Here is a 16,857-nt window from a genome sequence, read left to right as displayed (position 1 = left end):
CTTCAACCGACAGCGCCGGTTCAGGAACAGGAACCGGTTCAGGGACGGACACCGTGAGATGGGCACCAGACACCGCGGGGTCAAAGACAGACCCGATCCGGCGGCAGTGCGATGTCACCGACAAGCCCACCGATAGCCCCACCTCCGCGACCGACACCGGAGACCGCGGAGGCCGCGACGCAACTCCTGCCGCCACGATCGGGTTCACCCCATCAAGGTATCCACCACCCCCGACAGTTCGACTCCTGCACACGATCACTCCGCCGGAGATCCGATTCAGACCTCGCTGAAGTCCCTTCCCCCCACTCCTCCGGCTGTCTCATGGCGACGTCTCATCGCGCCGACTCAGAGCGGCGTTCACAAGAACGGCCTGTCTCCAAATGCAGACCTGTGCAGAGCCCACCGTTGATGGGCTTGAGGTCCATCGAACAGGCAGTGACCACCACGAACAGATCGACCTCGGCCCTCAGCGTCACCGAATCCCCCGCTTGGGACAAGGCGGGAAGTGATGTCAGCGCACCTGTCGCGTCGACCGGAGTGTTCTGGAAAATGTTCACCGGGTCGGGTTCAACTGCCGGTGTCCAGTCAAGTTCGCTGGCAGCCGTGAGGAAGTTTTCCCGGCAACTCGGGTGTGGGCCCTCATGTCCGCATCGAGTCGCAGCCCTCGTCCGACTGGGGTGGTACTTCGATGACCTGACGAACAGCGTCGTCTGACATGAGGTGAGCGTGACACAAGGACAGACAGGCGACCAGTCGATGAACAACAAATCGACGCGGTGAATTGGCTGTGAATGTCCCCTGACGACTCTCGATCCGCATCGATTCAGGGATTTACCGTGACCGACGTGAGCCAACCTGTCGCCCTCGGTAAGGCCCTCGACAGCGCCCGCATGACGCGACTGCATCGACGCTTCTGGCTGCTCGCCGGGCTCGGTCTGATGCTGGATGGTTTCGACTTCTTCATCATCGGCGTGGCCAACCCCTTGATCGCCGAGGATCTTGGGGCGTCCGCCTGGCAGAAGGGTCTCGTGTCATCGGCGGCCATCATCGGAGCCATCGTCGGTGCCGCGGTTCTCGGCCCACTGGGCGACAGGATCGGCCGGCGGAAGATCTTCAAGTACGACCTTGTGATGTTCGTGGTGTTCTCGCTGGCCTGCATGGTCGCGCCCGACCTGTGGACGCTGATCGCCTCGCGATTCCTGCTAGGGGTGGCGATCGGCCTGGACTACCCGATCGCAGCTTCGTACCTCGCCGAGATCCTGCCCAAGGTCAATCGCGGCCGGTGGTTGGTGTCGGCGTTCGCTTTGCAGGCGGTCGGGATGTTGCTGGGCGCACTCGTCGGGGTTGCGGTGCTTCTGGCCCTGCCGGAGGTGAACTCGTGGCGCTGGATGCTCGGGTTCGGGATCGTGCCCGCTTTGGTCATCATCATCTTGCGTCGGAAGACCCCGGAGAGTCCTCGGTGGCTCGCGCAGAACGGGCGTGAAGATGAGGCCGTACAGATTACCGAGCAACTCACTCAAGTCCCCGTGATCGTCACGGACAAGGACCGGGAGAAGAAGGAAGAGACCCGAGAGGGACTCAAGGCTCTGTACCAGCCCGCGCTGTTCCGAGCCGACCTGCGACGGCGGACCATCTTCACGGCCGTGCCGTGGTTCCTGATGGATATTGCCATGTACGGCGTGGGCATCTTCACCCCGACACTGCTTGCCGCCCTCGCCATGGCCGGGCCCGACGCCACCTTCATCGCCGACGACATAGCGTCAACGGAAGCGACCGCCGTCTTGGACGTGTTCTTGGTGTTCGGATTCATCGCAGCGATCTTGCTCGTCGAGCGTCTGGGCCGGATTCCGTTGCAGATCAGTGGCTTCGTCATGATGGCTGTCGGCCTGATCGTCCTCGGCTACACCAGTGGGCTGCCGGGCAGTGGGGACCAGCACCTGGCGCTGGTGTTCGTCGGCTTCGCGCTGTTCAACTTCTTCCAGAACGCCGGGCCCAACGCGACGACATACGCCCTGCCGGCGGAGGTATTCCCCTCCGATGTGCGCTCCGCCGGTCACGGATTCGCGGCGGGGATGGCGAAACTCGGTGCGGCTGTCGGGACGTTCTTCTTCCCGATCCTGATGGATTCCATCGGGCAATCGGCGCTGCTCTACCTACTTGCCGGGGTCTGCATCGTGGCGGTGGTGGTGACGGTAATCTTCCGGATCGAACCGAAGGGCAAGTCGCTCGATGAACTTTCCGGACGAACGGTCACGACGCTGAACCCGCACCCGGTCCCCCCGTGATCTTCCGGCGCTAGTATCGCGCCATGAGTTCTCGCGTCGTAGCCGGAGCGAACACCGAGATCGCGCTGCAACAACTCACGCCCGAGCAAGTCCAGACCGGCACACCCCAGGCGGGGATTGTCCAGTTAGGCCCCGACTGCGGACTGTGGGAGCACACCCCCGGGGTATCGACCGATGTCGAGGTGGAGGAGTACTTCGTAGTCCTCGCCGGGCGAGCCCGGATCGAGATCGAGGGCCAGGACCCGCTGGATATCGGCCCCGGCGATGTCGTCCATCTTGCGGCTGGAGCTCGTACGACGTGGCATGTCACCGAGACACTGCGCAAGTTCTGGTTCACTCCCTGAAGGTCGGTCCCCCAGCGCCGGCAGTGCGGTCGCTGCCGTCAGTCCCGATCAGTGCAACGGCTCCCCCGACGCCCAGCGGGTCACCTGCCGAGCCACCAGTTGGCGGGCGCGCGGAACGAACGCCCCACTGTCACCGCCCACATGCGGTGTGATCAACAGGTTCGGGCAACGCCACAGCGGGTGATCCGGCGGAGGCGGCTCGGGATCCGTGACATCCAACGCCGCGCGCAAACGCCCCCGGTCCAGTTCCGCCACCAAAGCCGGCGTGTTCACCAACGCCCCCCGCCCGACATTGACCAACAAGGAACCGTCGCGCATGCGGGCCAGTCGAGCCGACGACATGAACCCCCGGCTCGACTGGCTGAGTGGCAGAGCGAGAACGACGACATCCAACTCCGACAGCAGCTCGTCGAACTCCACCAGACTGTGCGCGCCGTCGCTTCCCGAGCGGGAGAAGCCGATCACCTCGACCTCGAAGCCGGTCAGCCGCGCGGCGATCGCCTTACCCACCCCACCCCAGCCCACGACTCCGACGGTGCGATCCGCCAGCGATGGCCGGCGGACATGGTTCCAGCGTCCGTGACTCATGTCGCGAGCCGCCTCATCGATGCCGCGCAAGCTTGCGATCATCAGCCCCACCGCAAGCTCGGCCGTGCTCGTGTCGTGCAGTCCGACGGCGCGCACGACGTCGGTGTCCGGTGGTACCCACGAAGTGATGCCGTCGATCCCGGCCATGAGACTCTGAACGATCCGCAGCCGCGGCATCAGACTCATCACTTCCAGGTCTGCGGACGAACCCATGTATGGGGGGACGAAGAACTCGACTTCGGCGAGCACCGACTCGTCAGGCCATGACTGCGCGCTGTCCCAGTACACGTATCGCACCCCAGACAGGTCAGGTGGCTCCAGCCACTCCGGCATCATCGCCACCCTGGTCATCGCACCTCCCGCCACGGATCTGGCCAGCATGCCCGACGACCTCGTGTTTCACATCCGCTGGCACACTGTGCCCGTGCCAGCCCCTCGCTCGCCAGTGCGCACCTATCATGCTCGAGCGGGCCGGTTGAGCCCTGCTTCGCGTCGGGCACTGGCGGAACTCCTCCCGCAGCTCACCCTGGACGTCGCCACTGCCTCTCCTTGGCCGTTCGGCGCCGACACACCTGTCGTGCTCGAGATCGGAAGCGGCATGGGTGAGGCCACCGTCGAGATGGCCCGAGCCGATCCCTCTACCCGGATTGTCGCGGTGGAGGTGCACCGTCCCGGTGTCGCCGCCCTGCTTCGGCAGATCGAACGGGAGCGGTTGACGAACGTCACGGTGTTGGACGCCGACGCCATCAGCGTGCTGCAGGACATGGTCCCCAGCGGGGCGCTCGCAGGCATCAGAAGCTTCTTCCCTGACCCGTGGCCCAAGAAGCGCCACCACAAGCGTCGACTGTTCCGACCCGAACTGGTGTCACTGATGGCCGATCGTCTGGCGATCGGTGGAGTCCTGCACGCGGCCACGGATTGGTCCGAGTACGCCGGGCAGATGGTCGCAGTGCTGGACGCCGAACCGCGCATGGTCAACAAGTACGCCGGATTCGCGCCCCGGCCGATCTGGCGCCCCGTGACCCGATTCGAGCAACGGGGTCTGCGGTTGGGGCACCAAGTACACGACGTGATGTTCCGTCGGGTGGATCCGCCGGTGTCCAGCGCGCTTGGGTGACCCGCCCTACGGCACGATGACCGCATGGCTGAGCTCATCGAGGACTACGCGCTCATCGGCGACCTGCACACCAGCGCCCTGGTTTCCCGAACCGGCGCGATCGACTGGTTGTGTCTGCCTCGACTGGATTCAGATGCCTGTTTCGCGTCCTTGCTCGGGACATCCGCGAACGGTCATTGGACGGTGACACCACAACAGGAGATCCTGGCGGTGGAACGTCGCTACCGGCCCGACACCCTGGTCCTGGAAACGACGATGACGACCAGCACGGGTGTGATCTGTGTGATCGACTTCATGCCCATTCGCGTCGATCATCCGGTCATCATCCGGATCGTGACCGGAGTGTCCGGCTCAGTCGACATGCGTTCGACTCTCTCGCCGCGCTTCGGGTACGGGCGGATCAAACCGTTCTACACAATGTCCGCGGCCGGGATCGAGGCTCAAGCCGGACCCGACACCATGCTTCACATTGCCCCGGCCGATGCTCGGATCGAGCGCGGGGATGCGATCTGCGAGTTCACCGTGACCGCAGGTGAGAGCCGTTCCCTCCAGGCGATCTGGCACCGACCCTGGGCCGAGACACCGTTGCCGCGTGATCCCTTGGTCGCCGCGCGCGTCTGCACACAGTGGTGGCAGAAATGGGCCAGCACCGCCGCCTACACGGGGGTCCACCGTGAGCCGGTCGTGCGTTCCCTGATCACTTTGAAGGCGCTGAGCTATCACCCCACCGGCGCGATTGCCGCCGCCGCGACAACATCGCTGCCGGAGGCGCTCGGGGGGTCTCGCAACTGGGACTACCGCTACACCTGGCTGCGGGACGCCTCCATGACTCTGACGGCCTTGATCGAAGAAGGCTACGTAGAGGAGGCCTACAGTTTCCGTGACTGGGTGATCCGCGCCGTGGCCGGCGCCCCCGAGGACATGCAGATCATGTACACGATCACCGGCAAGCGGTGGATTCCGGAATGGACCCTGGACTGGTTGGCGGGTTACGAGGACTCCAGCCCGGTCCGGATCGGCAACGGCGCCGCGGGGCAGTTCCAACTGGACGTCTACGGCGAACTCAGCGACGCCGCCTACCTCGGCCGCAAGTTCGGTATGAGCGCTCAGAACGTCCCCGGCGCGACATGGCGGCTCCAGTTGGCTGTGGCCGGATTCGTCGAACAACGCTGGCGGGAGCCCGATGAGGGCATCTGGGAGGTGCGCGGCGACCCCAAACACTTCACGTACTCCAAGGTGATGGCGTGGGTCGCGATCGACCGGATCGTGCGGTGTATCAGGGAGTTCGGGTTGGAGGGTGATCTCGAACGGTGGCAATCACTGGCCGACGAGATCCACACGGACATCTGCACCAACGCCGTCGATGCGGACCGTCAGTGCTTCACCCAGCATTACGACACAACAGCGATGGATGCCAGCTTGCTGATGATCCCGCTCGTCGGATTCCTTCCCCCAGACGATCCCCGCATCGTGAACACCGTGCATGAGGTGGAACGTGACCTCTCCCAGCAAGGGTTGCTCCTGCGCTACCGCACCGACGAGACCCACGATGGCCTGGTCGGCGAGGAGGGGACGTTCCTGATCTGCTCGTTCTGGCTCGTCCAGTGTCTAGCGTTGATCGGGGAACAAGAACGTGCCGAGAGCATGTTCGACGACCTCTGCGCACTGTGCAATGACGTCGGCCTGCTGAGCGAGGAGTACGACCCCGACGCGGGCCGGATGCTCGGCAACATGCCCCAGGCGTTCTCACATATCGGCTTGATCAACGCCGCCCATGCGATCCACCGCGGTCGCAGCGCGCAATAGCTTCCCAGGGAGACAGTCGATTCCCGATCAGTCGCCCAGCCAGGGGGCGTGCCAACCCCCGTAAGCCTTGACGAGGCGGTCCGCTTGCGAGGGCCCCCATGTGCCCTCGGCGTACGGCACCACCGGCGGTGGAGCGTCCAGCAACGGCTGGACGATGCGCCAAGTCTCATCGACCGCGTTCTGGTCGGCGAAGTTGTCCTTGCGCCCCGCCATCGCCGCACTCAACAGTTCCTCGTAGGGAGTGGGTCCGTCGCCCCCTTCTTGCGCGAACTCCATGTCCATGTGGAGATCACGGAAGTTGTGGCTGCTCGCTGCCTTGCCGACCATCTGCAGCCGGGCACCGGGATTCGGGTCGATTCTCAGCACCAGTTCGTTGCCGGACGGATGCTCGGACGGCGCCCCGGCGATGGGCAGCGGTGGTGGCCGATGAAACACCACTCGGACCTCCGTCACCCGCTCAGGCAGCGACTTCCCCGCGCGGATGAAGAACGGGACCCCATGCCAGCGCCAGTTCTCCACGGACAGCCTGAGGGCCACGAAGGTCTCAGTGGTCGAATCCGTAGCGACGCCCGGGACGTCCAGGTATCCCTCATATTGGCCGCGCACGTAGGAGTCAGGTTCGGCAGCAGGCATGGCCATGAACACGTCCCGCTTGCGGTCGTTGATGATGTCCGTCCCGACACCGGCCGGAGGCTCCATCGCCACCAGACTCAACACCTGCATCAAGTGGTTCTGGACCACGTCCCGCAGCGCCCCCACGGGGTCGTAGAACGAGCCACGGTCCGCCACACCGAAGTTCTCCGCCATCGTGATGCGCACACTCTGGACGTACTTGCGGTTCCACACCGGCTCAAGGATCTGGTTGCCGAACCGCAGGTAGAGGATGTCCTCGACCGGCATCTTCCCCAGGAAGTGGTCGATGCGATACAGCTGTTCCTCGGAGATGTACTGGTGCAACTCGTCGTTGAGCGCCTGCGCCGAGGCCAGGTCATGTCCGAAGGGCTTCTCCACGATGACCCGCGCGTCGGTGGTCAGTCCGGCCTCGGACAAGTGCCGCACGACCCGTCCGAACAACGAGGGGGGTATCTCCAGGTAGAACGCCGGTGATTTCGCCCGGCCGACGGCTGCAGCCACCCGCGTGTAGGTGTCGGACACCAGGAAGTCCCCCGACACATAGGTGAAACGATCCATCAACCGCTGGAAGACCTTGTCGTCAATGGTGAGTCCGGTGCCTTCGATCGCCGCGCGGGCATGACTGCGAAGATCATCCATCGACCAATCGGTCGAAGCGACCCCGACAATCGGGCAGTTCAGCTTTCCGCGCCGCTCGAGTCGGTACAACGATCCGAAAGTCATCACTTTGGCCAGGTCGCCGGAGATCCCGAAGATCACCAATACGTCGGACTGTTCTGCCACTGGGCACCCCTTTCGTGCCCCCTCACCCTGTCAAAGCCCCAGCCGACACGCGACCTACATGCCAGATCCCGGTGTCAGGACACGTGAATGGCGCAAAACATCCGTCAGGCGTTTGCCCCAGAGCAGTTCGGCTGGGATACTCGGGGCACGGCCGAGTGTGGGAAGTTCCTTTTCGGCGTAGTTCCGAGATGAAGGAGTTTCCCCGTGGGGAACAGACTGTTTGTTGGCAACCTCCCCTACTCTGTGCGAGATGACTCGCTGGAGCAGGCATTCGCCCAGTATGGATCCGTGCAGTCCGCACGTGTCCTGACCGACCGCGACACCGGCCGTTCCCGCGGCTTCGGCTTCGTCGAGATGGCGACCGATCAAGAAGCTCAGGCCGCGATCGACGGCCTCAACGACCAAGAACTCGACGGGCGGCGCATCGTCGTCAACGAGGCCCGGCCCCGCGAGGAAGGTCGCGGCGGCGGTGGCGGCTACGGCGGCAACCGTGGCGGTGGCGGCGGCTACGGCGGCAACCGTGGCGGTGGCGGCGGCTACGGCGGCGGCGGCGGCCGTGGTGGCTACGGCGGCGGCGGTGGCGGCCGTGGCGGCTACCCGGATCGCGGATACTGATTGACCACACTGAGGGGTCCCATCCATCGGATGGGACCCCTCAGTCATGGGCGGGTCAAGGAAGCATGCCCACCAGTCGGTGCAAGGCAATCCCCACCCAGTCGGGTCGGTTGTTCAGCTCGTAGGCGACCTCGTAGGAGGCCTTCTCCACGATGAAGGCGCGCAGGAGCACGTCAGTGGAGTGGTCGTCTTCTACTAAGAGATTGCCGGCCACCTGCTTCAGGTACGTATCCAGGAATCGATTCCCGACCCAGGCCAACCAGAAAGCCGCTCCGACATCGGCCAGTTCGGCAGCGGTGCGGCGCAGATTGAATCTTTCGATGTACTCGCGTTTGGCGGAGAAAGCGGCGTAATCGAACGAACGCAGCATTCCGGCGACGTCGCGGAGCGGAGAGCGTTTGATCCGGCGTGCCGAGATCGCCTTGACGGGTTCACCTTCGAAGTCGATGACCATGAAGTCCTTGCCGGTGAACAACACCTGCCCGAGGTGGTAGTCGCCGTGGATACGCATGCGAAGGCCATTGACACGTAGTTGCCGGATGTCGTCGAGTGTTGCGACCAACTCGCTCTCACGTGAGATGACCTCCAGTGCCATGGCCCGGTCGGACACGTGCATCGAATCCAGTCGCGCCCGCAGCAGTTCGACCGCCTGACGGATCTGGTTACGGATCGACTGGTACAAGGAGCGCTGGTAGTGCGGGTTGAACGGCTCCGGTCGCATGTCAGGATCGGTGGTATCAGCTGCAAGCGCCTGGTGGAGTTGAGCGGTACGAAGTCCCAGCAGTTCGGCGTTGCCCAGGATCGGGCCCATGAGTTCCTCGGCGAGGTCGGGTGGTTCGGAGCGGTCCAGGCCGAGAGGATGGTCACCGGACTTGCCCCGTAGCGGGCGCCGACCGACGGAAGGAAGACGCTCGAAGTACCCGCCGAGTTGATGCAGGAAGTACTGCCACGCGTCCCCCTCGTTGGGCACGAGCTCATGGGCGACCGCGAGTGTGCGGGTGGCGCCGCTGTTCTCCAGGACTTCGATCGCACCGAGAGCCTTCGGCGTGTGAGCGAATCCGCAGCGCTCCGTGAGGTAGCGGCTCAACTCCCAGTCGGGGTTGATGCCCTCCCCCGATCGGCGATACAGCTTGATGACCAAGTGCTCACCGAAGAACACCGTCGAGTTGCTCTGTTCACCGCGGTGAACGGACGGCCACAGTTCGGCGATGGGCACATCGCGGAGCACCGGTGCCAGATTCCGGGTCGTGACGCCGCGCAACTCCACCTGATGGTCTCGATACCGCTTCCTCGAAGTCATCAACTCGAGGAGCCGCTGCGTGAACAGTTCCTCGCTCATGCCGTCACACAGAACCCCTCCGCGAGCGGGATCCCCATGGGAGATGAGCCGCATCAAGCCGGCACCTGGGTGGTCGGCGAGGAACTCCTCGGCGTACGCCTCCGGGAGGAAGGTCACGGGCATGACGTAGGTCTCCGACTCTCCTTCCGAGTAGCTGATGTCCACCAGCAGCAGTCGGGCCTCGTCGCGCACCCCACCCAACGGAAGGTCGATGGAGTTGCGGATGCTCAGACCCGTGATCCTGCGGCCCTTACCCCCGAACCACCGCCGGGTCGCCAAGACAGCCGGCAGGACGGCTTCGATCGCAGCCCGGGAACGTCTGCTCTCGAACAAGGTGTCCCACGTCGCGGAGGTCGGCACGGTCGGGAGTCCGTCGCCCGCGCCATCCAGGTCGTACTCGGCCTGCTCCAACTCGAACCAGTAGAAAGCATGCGGTCCGAGTGTCAATAGATAGGGCAATTCCCCGATGGCCGGGAACGTCGTCCCTCCGAACAACTCAATCGGGATCCGACCCTTGTGGTGGGCGAGGTCGAGTTCGACGAACTGGGAGAAGCGGCTGAGGTTCGCCACCACGAGCATGACGGATTCGGAGTCGTACCTCAGGAAACACATGACCTTGGAGTTGTCAGGCAGCAGGAACTCGATGTCGCCCGTCCCGAACACCGGGTGCTGTTGGCGCAAGGTGACGAGCCGACGCATCCACAGCAGCAGCGAGCTCGGGTTGGCCTGCTGTGACTCGACGTTGACCGACTCGAACCGGTATTCGGGGTCGATATTGACCGGCAGGAACAACTGCTGTGGATTAGCGGACGAGAAGCCCGCGTTACGGTCAGCGCTCCACTGCATGGGAGTGCGCACCCCGTCACGATCACCGAGGTAGATGTTGTCGCCCATCCCGATCTCGTCGCCGTAGTAGATGATCGGGGTCCCGGGCAAGGACAGCAAGAGCCCGTTGAGCAACTCGATCTTGCGCCGGTCGTTGTCCAATAGGGGTGCGAGTCTGCGCCGGATACCGACGTTGATGCGCGCCCGGTTGTCGGCGGCGTACACGCGGTACATGTAGTCGCGTTCCTCGTCGGTGACCATCTCGAGCGTCAACTCATCGTGGTTGCGCAAAAACAGCGCCCACTGGGAGCGCGCCGGGATCTCCGGGGTCTGCTGCAGAATGTCGACGAGTGGGAACCGGTCCTCCATCTGCACCGCCATGTACATGCGAGGCATCACCGGGAAGTTGAAGGCCATGTGGCATTCATCGTCGTCGCCGAAGTAGTCCCGGGTGTCCTCCGGCCACTGATTGGCCTCCGCGAGCAGCATCCGATCGGGGAACTTCTCGTCGACGTGTGCCCGCAGGCGGCGGAGGAACTCATGAGTCTCGGGCAGGTTCTCGCAGGTGGTTCCCTCTCGTTCATACAGGTACGGAACGGCATCGAGGCGAAGGCCATCGACGCCGAGCGACAGCCAGAAGTCGACAACCCGGAGCACGGCCTCGTGAACCTCCGGATTGTCGAAGTTCAGATCGGGTTGATGGGAGTAGAACCGGTGCCAGAAGTAGGCCCCGGCCACTGGGTCCCACGTCCAGTTCGATGATTCGAAGTCGGTGAAGATGATCCGGGCATCCCGGTACTTGTCGTCGGTGTCACTCCAGACGTAGAAGTCCCGCCACTTGGTGCCCGGCCTGGCACGCCGGGACCGTTGGAACCACTGGTGCTGGTCACTGGTGTGGTTGATGACAACTTCGGTGATGACGCGCAGTCCGCGCGTGTGCGCCTCGGCGATGAACTTCTTGAAGTCGCGCATGGTGCCGTAGTCAGGGTTGATGCCGGTGTAGTCAGCGATGTCGTAACCGCCGTCGCGTAACGGAGACGGGTAGAACGGCAAGAGCCAGACGGCCGTCGCCCCGAGGTCCTGGATGTGGTCCAGGTGTTCGGTCAATCCCGCGAAGTCCCCGATCCCGTCACCGTTGCCGTCTGCGAACGAGCGAACGTGCACCTGGTAGATGACAGCCGTGCGGTACCAGTCCGCAGTCGGCTCATCCACGCGAGATCTAGACATCTTGGTGCCCGTCGTGCAGGTCAGCCCAGGCGCGCGGGTCCTCCAACGGTTCCAGGTGGGTCAAGCACACAGTTCCGGGGAGCAGTTCGCGGACATCGCTTTCGATGTCGTCGCACAGGTCATGCCCCTTCGTGACTGACCACGACCCTGGGACCAGCACATGCATGGAGACGAAACGCTGGCGCCCCGCCTGACGGGTCTGAAGACCGTGTATCACCACGTCATCTCCTTGGTACTCGCGCAAGACGGTGCGCACGGAGGCCATCTCGTCATCGGGCAGCGCCGCGTCCATCAGGCCGGCAGTGGATCTGCGTAGCAGACGGACCCCGACGAAGATGATGTTGACCGCAACGGCCAGCGCGATGATGGGATCCAGGCGCTCCCATCCGGTCAGGGAGACCACGATGACGGCGATCAGCACGCCCCCTGTCGTCCACAGATCGGTGACCAGGTGATGGGCATCGGCGATGAGCGCCTGTGATCCGTGGTCCTTCCCGACTCGGAACAACACAAGCGCCACCGCAGCGTTGAGCAGGGAAGCGACCACCGAGATCGCCAGTCCAAGTCCGACCTGCTCCAGGGGCTGGGGGTTCAGGAACCGACCGACCGCCGAGATGATGATCATCGTCGCCGCGACGACGATCATGGCTCCCTCGACAAGGGCCGAGAAGTACTCAGCCTTGCCATGCCCGAATTGATGGACGGCGTCCGGTGGGCGACTCGCTGTGCGTAGCGCGACGATCGCGACCGAGGCGGCGGCGATGTTGACCAGTGATTCCAATCCGTCCGACAGCAGGCCCACCGAACCCGTGACCCACCAGGCCCCCAGCTTCAGGGCGAGAACCACGAATCCCACGACCAGGGAGAGCACTCCGTACTTGGACAGGTCGGTCAGTTCACCACCGGCTGTTGATGTGGTGCTGCTCATGTCACCAAGTCTTCGGGCAGGTGGGTGATGCGGTTGTGGAAGTGCAGCCACCAGTCCGGCATGTGTGGGATGGGTCGGTACTGCAAGTGAGACAGCCCGGTGTGCTGAGTGTGGACCGCCACCACACTCCAGGGCCCCTTCTCGAAGACATACTCGAAGACCGCCTCGATGACACCGGCGTGGCAGACAACGAGGACAGTCTGATCCTCCAGGACCGCAGCGACCTCGCGATCACCGAACCGGTCCCGGGCGGGAACCAGGTACTCGACGAATGATCCGACTCTGGCCCGGAACTGCATCCAGGACTCCCCCCCGTCAGTGACGGGTTCGTAAGGTCGCAGCGTGCCCCACATGTCCGGCACGTAGGGCATCAGGTCTCTTTCGGAAACCGGCGAGCCGTCCGGGTGGGCGGTGCCGATCTCCCGCAGTCGGTCGTCGGGCTGGACTGCCAAGTCGCAGGCACCAGCGACTGCTTCGGCGGTCTCCATGGCCCGGGCCACCGTGCTGGCGTAGATCGACGTCGGGCGGATCGTGCGCGAGATGTAGTCGGCTGCCCGTTCTGCCTGAGCTCGGCCCGTGTCGGTGAGTGGTTCATCGCGATGAGTCTCGGTCAAGTCCGCGAGATTCACATGACTCTGGCCGTGACGCATCAGGTAGACATGCACACCGTCAGCGTAGTGAGGCCCCTTGCGCCTAGTACCCGAATGTGCCCAGAACTCGCCGCGACTGCGAGTTCCACGACTCGTAGACTTCGCCAGACAGTTGGCAATTGGAGTGGTCGAAATGGGCAAGTACTCCCGAGGTTCGATCTCCACGCTGATGCTCGCCGTGGCACTTCTCGCAGGACTGGCCGTTGGTCCACCCGCCCACGCGGATTACCCGGACATCTCGACATTCATCCCGGCAGCCCCATCGACTTACATCCCAGCGCAGCGCGACGCTGACGACATCCGGTACCTCGATCATCCACGACACGGATGTGTCCTACGACGGGACCGTCGGTCTCTTCACCACCCCGGGGAACTGCTGCGCTGCGCATTACTTGGTCTCGGGGCAGGTGGGGGGGTCATACCCAGCGGTGACGCAGTTCGTACGTGACACGAATATCGTCCACCAGTCCGGGAACCTCTGGATGAACCAACACTCGATCGGTGTGGAACACGTGGGATTTGCGGCCTTTCCCAACGGCTACTACACCCCTCGCCTGTACCAGCGGTCGGCAGAACTTGTGGGGTGGCTCGCAGCCAAGTACCGCATCCCACTGGATCGGTCACACATCCTCACCCACTCCGATGTCCCCGGAGGACCGCTTGAGGCGGGAGTGCCGATCACCATCGGGAATGTCCACAATCAGCATTGGGACCCGGGACCGTACTGGGACTGGAACTACTACTGGCCGTTGCTCGAGTCCGCCTATGACGATGCCCGGCGGGGCAAACTGGTGAAGCCCGAACTTCCCCAGGCTTACCGGGGCCAAAGCAGTGAACTTCGATCACTCGTACCGGGCCGGCAGTTCGCCCGAGCCAGCGATGTCTGGGACTGGTCGAACGGATTGCACACCGAGTTCAGCCCCGTGTACGCGGACAACGAGGGTCGCCCCGACCTGAGCCGGCTGGTTCTCGGCGCTTCGGATCCGACCACGTTCATCCCCCCCGACACGTCGACGGGCGACCCCGTATTCAACGTTCGCGATTTCGTCTGTGACAACTTCCCGGCGGTTGTCTTCGAACCGGGGGCAGGCCCGAACGGGACCAGTACGAACTACCCCGAGACCGTCTCTGACCTGCGAGCGAAAGCCGACTGGGGATCGACCTTTGTCTCCGACCGTCACGCTCGCCGCAACGGAGTCCGCTACGACCGCATCTGGTTCAACGGAACTCGAGGGTGGATTCGACACGATCTCACAATGCCCGGGCGGGGAGCTGTGGTCACGTTCAAGAACCGGGCCAGCACGCAGATATACAGCAGTCCCAACGCCTCCTCGGATTTCTCCATGTGTCAGGACCAGGGTCTCGGGTACAGCCGATTCGGACAGTCCTACGTGTCGGAATACCGGATCGCAACCGCCGGCCAAGTCTGGTGGGCCATTCACTACAACCACCGTCTGGCCTTCGTCCCCGACAAGGAAGTCACCGTTCGCGCCGGCCGACGATGATCACGGACGAGCGAGAACAAGACGACGGCATTCTGACCTTCATCGACAGTTGTCGAACCCACATCGAGGGCAGGGTTACGGAGCAATGGCAGGGTGCGGCGAATATGGTGTTCGCGACCGACCTCGGTGTCGTGTGGCGCTTCCCACTACGACCGCTCGACGCCGAGCGCATTGACACGATCGCTGATCGACATCGTGTCGCGCATACCAAGGGGCTCGGCGCCCCACGCGTAGTCTCAGTCGCCGGTGGACCGGTGGGTGTCGCGCACCTCGTGCTCGAGCGCCTCGCTGGCACCCCTCTGCTGACCGCGGTTGCCAGGAATCAGCCCACCGAACCGGCGGTTGCCTGCGCACTTTCCCGGCTGCGCTCGACTCGGGCGTGGCCGTTCGAGCAGATCTCCTGGCCAACGCTCTGGGCCGATCTGGTGACTCGCGCTGACGCCAATCGGTCTCACCTTCCGGATGCCGAAAGACACATCGCGGCCGCGAATGTTGCCGCGACAACAGCTGCCGAGGCCCCGCTGGGGATTCTTCATGGCGACCTCGGCAGCGACAACCTGCTGATCGACGACAGCGGCGGATTCGTGGGTCTACTGGACTGGGATGGCGCCGTCATCGGTGACCCGGCGTTGGATACGGTTGCCGTCCTGCACTCGCTGCCCGCGGCCGAATCAGGGCGACTCCGGGCGGAGCACGAATGGATCGCAGCAGATGTCGCCCGGGCTGAGGTCTACCTCGCTACCTGGGAGCTCCAAGATCTGCTGGGGCGACTGCTGTCCGACAGATCAGTGTGACCGCGGTCAGGCCACACCTCGCGGCCGGAACTGAACGCTGATCCGGGGGCCGACATGACGTCGGGTCTTGGGGACGGCGTGATCCCAGGTCCGCTGGCAACTGCCACCCATCACGAGCAGGTCGCCGTGACCGACGGTGAACCGCAGCGCCGTACCACCGTCGCGGGGCCGGAGCAGGAACTGTCTGGCGCTCCCCAAGGACAGCACCGCCACCAGGGTGTCCTCACTACGACCCCGCCCGATGCGCGACCCCATGTAAGGGACAATTCAGCGTACGTGTAGTAGCTTGTGGTCTGGCTCACAGCATTACTCCTTTTCGAAAATTCTCGACGATCGTTGGTGGCAGTCGGCTGGGGACACATGAAGGTCGATCCGTGCCATGGACCCGGCGGATCACCACCCCCACGTTTGTAGAACACGGATTCCCCCAAGCAGCTTTCCGTCTAAGCGGCGAAAGACTTGGGTATGCAAGCGGAACATATCTGGATCGCCTTGGCGGTAGTACCTTGTCTCTCGCTTCAACGTATATTTCGTTCCGAGGAAGAACTCCATCACCGTCCGCGTACCATCATGTTGGTACGCCGCCTTGTTCTCGACGCGTTCCTGATACATCTTCGGGTTGCCCCCACTGGTTGAACTTGTCCGCCGGCAGCTTCACGGTCTCATAAACCTTGATGTCACCGTCGATGGCGCACAAACGCTTGACTTCGGCATCGACCGCCATCTGCGAAGGCGTGGCGCAACCCGCCACTAGAGGCAGGAGCGCCAGAAGAGCAAGAAGAAGTCTCATGCGGCAAGCTCCCATGTGCTGTTACTCGGCGCGCCGCCACGGCTGACTTTCAAGACGTCGGTGAGCAGCACGATACTGTGGCTGTTCAACGAGGGTTCGGTGAGAACGTCGAGCCGCGTGCCGATGGCACTGCCCAGCCCGGTGCTGGCGGCATCGGGGTCGATGATGCGGTCGTCGCCGCCGTCGCCATGGAGTTCGTCGTTGCCGGCGCCGCCGTCGAGCAAGTCGTTGCCGTGGCCGGTGGCGCTGGTGGTGTCGCGATTGTCGCCGCTGGTCGATGACGTCGTCGCCCGTGCCGCCCTGGAGGATGTCGGCGCCGATGTTGCCGAAGATCACGTCGTTGCCCTGGCCGCCATCGACCCAATCGTCGCCGGCGCCGGCGAGCACCCAGTCGTCGCCGCCGCCGGCATGGACGGTGTCGTTGCCGGTGAAGGTGGCGGTGTCGAGGTTCATGCCGGCATAGACCGGCTGGTAGGTGGTGGTGTCGCCCGCGGTCTGGGTCTGCCGGTGGACGCTCCAGGCGGCGTTGACGCTCCAGACTTCCCGGTCGGCTTCGATGGTGTCGTCGCCGGCGCCGCCGATGAGGATGTCGTCGTCCCGGCCGCCGAACAGGATGTCGTTGTTTTGT

At 63.9% G+C, this 16,857-nt stretch carries 18 protein-coding genes; 9 read left to right on the top strand and 9 right to left on the bottom strand.

What is annotated here, in order from left to right; translation table 11 throughout:
- Positions 1-332: 332 nt before the first annotated feature.
- Positions 333-905 (bottom strand): DUF1989 domain-containing protein, encoded by a 573-nt coding sequence (locus V9E98_00605; GenBank protein MEI2715497.1) that lies wholly within the window; start codon positions 903-905, stop codon positions 333-335.
- Here V9E98_00605 and V9E98_00600 point away from each other — a divergent pair.
- A complete protein-coding gene (locus tag V9E98_00600) occupies positions 846-2,285 on the top strand; it encodes an MFS transporter (protein ID MEI2715496.1) in 1,440 nt (479 codons plus the stop codon). The genes V9E98_00605 and V9E98_00600 overlap by 60 nt on opposite strands.
- Before the next feature lie 23 nt (positions 2,286-2,308).
- Complete coding sequence (locus V9E98_00595; GenBank protein ID MEI2715495.1) at positions 2,309-2,629, top strand: cupin domain-containing protein; 321 nt, start codon at positions 2,309-2,311, stop codon at positions 2,627-2,629.
- A gap of 48 nt (positions 2,630-2,677) precedes the next feature.
- Here the strand turns inward: V9E98_00595 and V9E98_00590 are convergent, their stop codons facing one another.
- Positions 2,678-3,568, bottom strand: a complete 891-nt coding sequence (locus tag V9E98_00590) for an NAD(P)-dependent oxidoreductase (protein MEI2715494.1) — start codon at positions 3,566-3,568, stop codon at positions 2,678-2,680.
- A 124-nt stretch (positions 3,569-3,692) separates the two neighbouring features.
- Between V9E98_00590 and trmB the strand changes: the two genes are divergently transcribed.
- Both trmB and V9E98_00580 read left to right on the top strand, forming a co-directional pair.
- The gene (gene trmB, locus V9E98_00585; GenBank protein ID MEI2715493.1) at positions 3,693-4,334 is read left to right on the top strand and encodes a tRNA (guanosine(46)-N7)-methyltransferase TrmB; all 642 of its coding nucleotides are present in this window, start codon (positions 3,693-3,695) and stop codon (positions 4,332-4,334) included.
- A gap of 24 nt (positions 4,335-4,358) precedes the next feature.
- Complete coding sequence (locus V9E98_00580; GenBank protein MEI2715492.1) at positions 4,359-6,140, top strand: glycoside hydrolase family 15 protein; 1,782 nt, start codon at positions 4,359-4,361, stop codon at positions 6,138-6,140.
- Positions 6,141-6,167: 27 nt separating this feature from the next.
- Here V9E98_00580 and zwf read toward each other — a convergent pair whose 3' ends face one another.
- Positions 6,168-7,556 (bottom strand): glucose-6-phosphate dehydrogenase, encoded by a 1,389-nt coding sequence (gene zwf / locus V9E98_00575; GenBank protein ID MEI2715491.1) that lies wholly within the window; start codon positions 7,554-7,556, stop codon positions 6,168-6,170.
- A gap of 204 nt (positions 7,557-7,760) precedes the next feature.
- Here zwf and V9E98_00570 point away from each other — a divergent pair, with 204 nt between their 5' ends.
- Positions 7,761-8,171 carry an RNA-binding protein gene (locus tag V9E98_00570; protein ID MEI2715490.1) on the top strand — a complete coding sequence of 137 codons (411 nt, stop codon included), beginning with the start codon at positions 7,761-7,763 and terminating at the stop codon, positions 8,169-8,171.
- Positions 8,172-8,226: 55 nt separating this feature from the next.
- Here V9E98_00570 and treS read toward each other — a convergent pair whose 3' ends face one another.
- From treS to V9E98_00555, 3 genes are read right to left on the bottom strand one after another with little or no spacing between them, the layout of a single operon-like run.
- Positions 8,227-11,547, bottom strand: coding sequence for a maltose alpha-D-glucosyltransferase (gene treS, locus V9E98_00565; protein MEI2715489.1), 3,321 nt, complete (start codon positions 11,545-11,547; stop codon positions 8,227-8,229).
- Between the two features lie 7 nt (positions 11,548-11,554).
- Positions 11,555-12,490, bottom strand: coding sequence for a cation diffusion facilitator family transporter (locus tag V9E98_00560; GenBank protein ID MEI2715488.1), 936 nt, complete (start codon positions 12,488-12,490; stop codon positions 11,555-11,557).
- Positions 12,487-13,155: a histidine phosphatase family protein gene (locus V9E98_00555; protein MEI2715487.1), complete on the bottom strand. Its 669-nt coding sequence runs from the start codon at positions 13,153-13,155 to the stop codon at positions 12,487-12,489. The genes V9E98_00560 and V9E98_00555 overlap by 4 nt, the downstream gene beginning before the upstream one ends.
- A gap of 97 nt (positions 13,156-13,252) precedes the next feature.
- Between V9E98_00555 and V9E98_00550 the strand changes: the two genes are divergently transcribed.
- Genes V9E98_00550 through V9E98_00540 form a run of 3 tightly spaced genes read left to right on the top strand, consistent with a single transcriptional unit; the run spans position 13,253 to position 15,439 of the window.
- Positions 13,253-13,588, top strand: a complete 336-nt coding sequence (locus V9E98_00550; protein MEI2715486.1) for a hypothetical protein — start codon at positions 13,253-13,255, stop codon at positions 13,586-13,588.
- Positions 13,470-14,645, top strand: coding sequence for an N-acetylmuramoyl-L-alanine amidase (locus tag V9E98_00545; GenBank protein MEI2715485.1), 1,176 nt, complete (start codon positions 13,470-13,472; stop codon positions 14,643-14,645). The genes V9E98_00550 and V9E98_00545 overlap by 119 nt, the downstream gene beginning before the upstream one ends.
- A complete protein-coding gene (locus V9E98_00540; protein ID MEI2715484.1) occupies positions 14,642-15,439 on the top strand; it encodes an aminoglycoside phosphotransferase family protein in 798 nt (265 codons plus the stop codon). The genes V9E98_00545 and V9E98_00540 overlap by 4 nt, the downstream gene beginning before the upstream one ends.
- Before the next feature lie 6 nt (positions 15,440-15,445).
- Here the strand turns inward: V9E98_00540 and V9E98_00535 are convergent, their stop codons facing one another.
- The 3 genes from V9E98_00535 to V9E98_00525 all read right to left on the bottom strand — a co-directional run bounded on the left by V9E98_00535 (position 15,446) and on the right by V9E98_00525 (position 16,453).
- The gene (locus tag V9E98_00535; protein MEI2715483.1) at positions 15,446-15,694 is read right to left on the bottom strand and encodes an alpha-ketoglutarate-dependent dioxygenase AlkB; all 249 of its coding nucleotides are present in this window, start codon (positions 15,692-15,694) and stop codon (positions 15,446-15,448) included.
- A gap of 313 nt (positions 15,695-16,007) precedes the next feature.
- Positions 16,008-16,229: a hypothetical protein gene (locus V9E98_00530; GenBank protein MEI2715482.1), complete on the bottom strand. Its 222-nt coding sequence runs from the start codon at positions 16,227-16,229 to the stop codon at positions 16,008-16,010.
- On the bottom strand, positions 16,226-16,453 hold the full coding sequence (locus tag V9E98_00525) for a hypothetical protein (protein ID MEI2715481.1): 228 nt from the start codon (positions 16,451-16,453) through the stop codon (positions 16,226-16,228). The genes V9E98_00530 and V9E98_00525 overlap by 4 nt, the downstream gene beginning before the upstream one ends.
- Positions 16,454-16,469: 16 nt before the next feature.
- Between V9E98_00525 and V9E98_00520 the strand changes: the two genes are divergently transcribed.
- The coding region (locus tag V9E98_00520; GenBank protein MEI2715480.1) for a hypothetical protein at positions 16,470-16,857 on the top strand (388 nt) is incomplete at its 3' end.

Source organism: Candidatus Nanopelagicales bacterium, assembly GCA_037045355.1.
In the GTDB taxonomy this organism is placed as follows: Bacteria; Actinomycetota; Actinomycetes; order S36-B12.
Note: the sequence above shows the minus strand (reverse complement) of the source record. Positions and strands in the feature narration are given on the sequence as shown.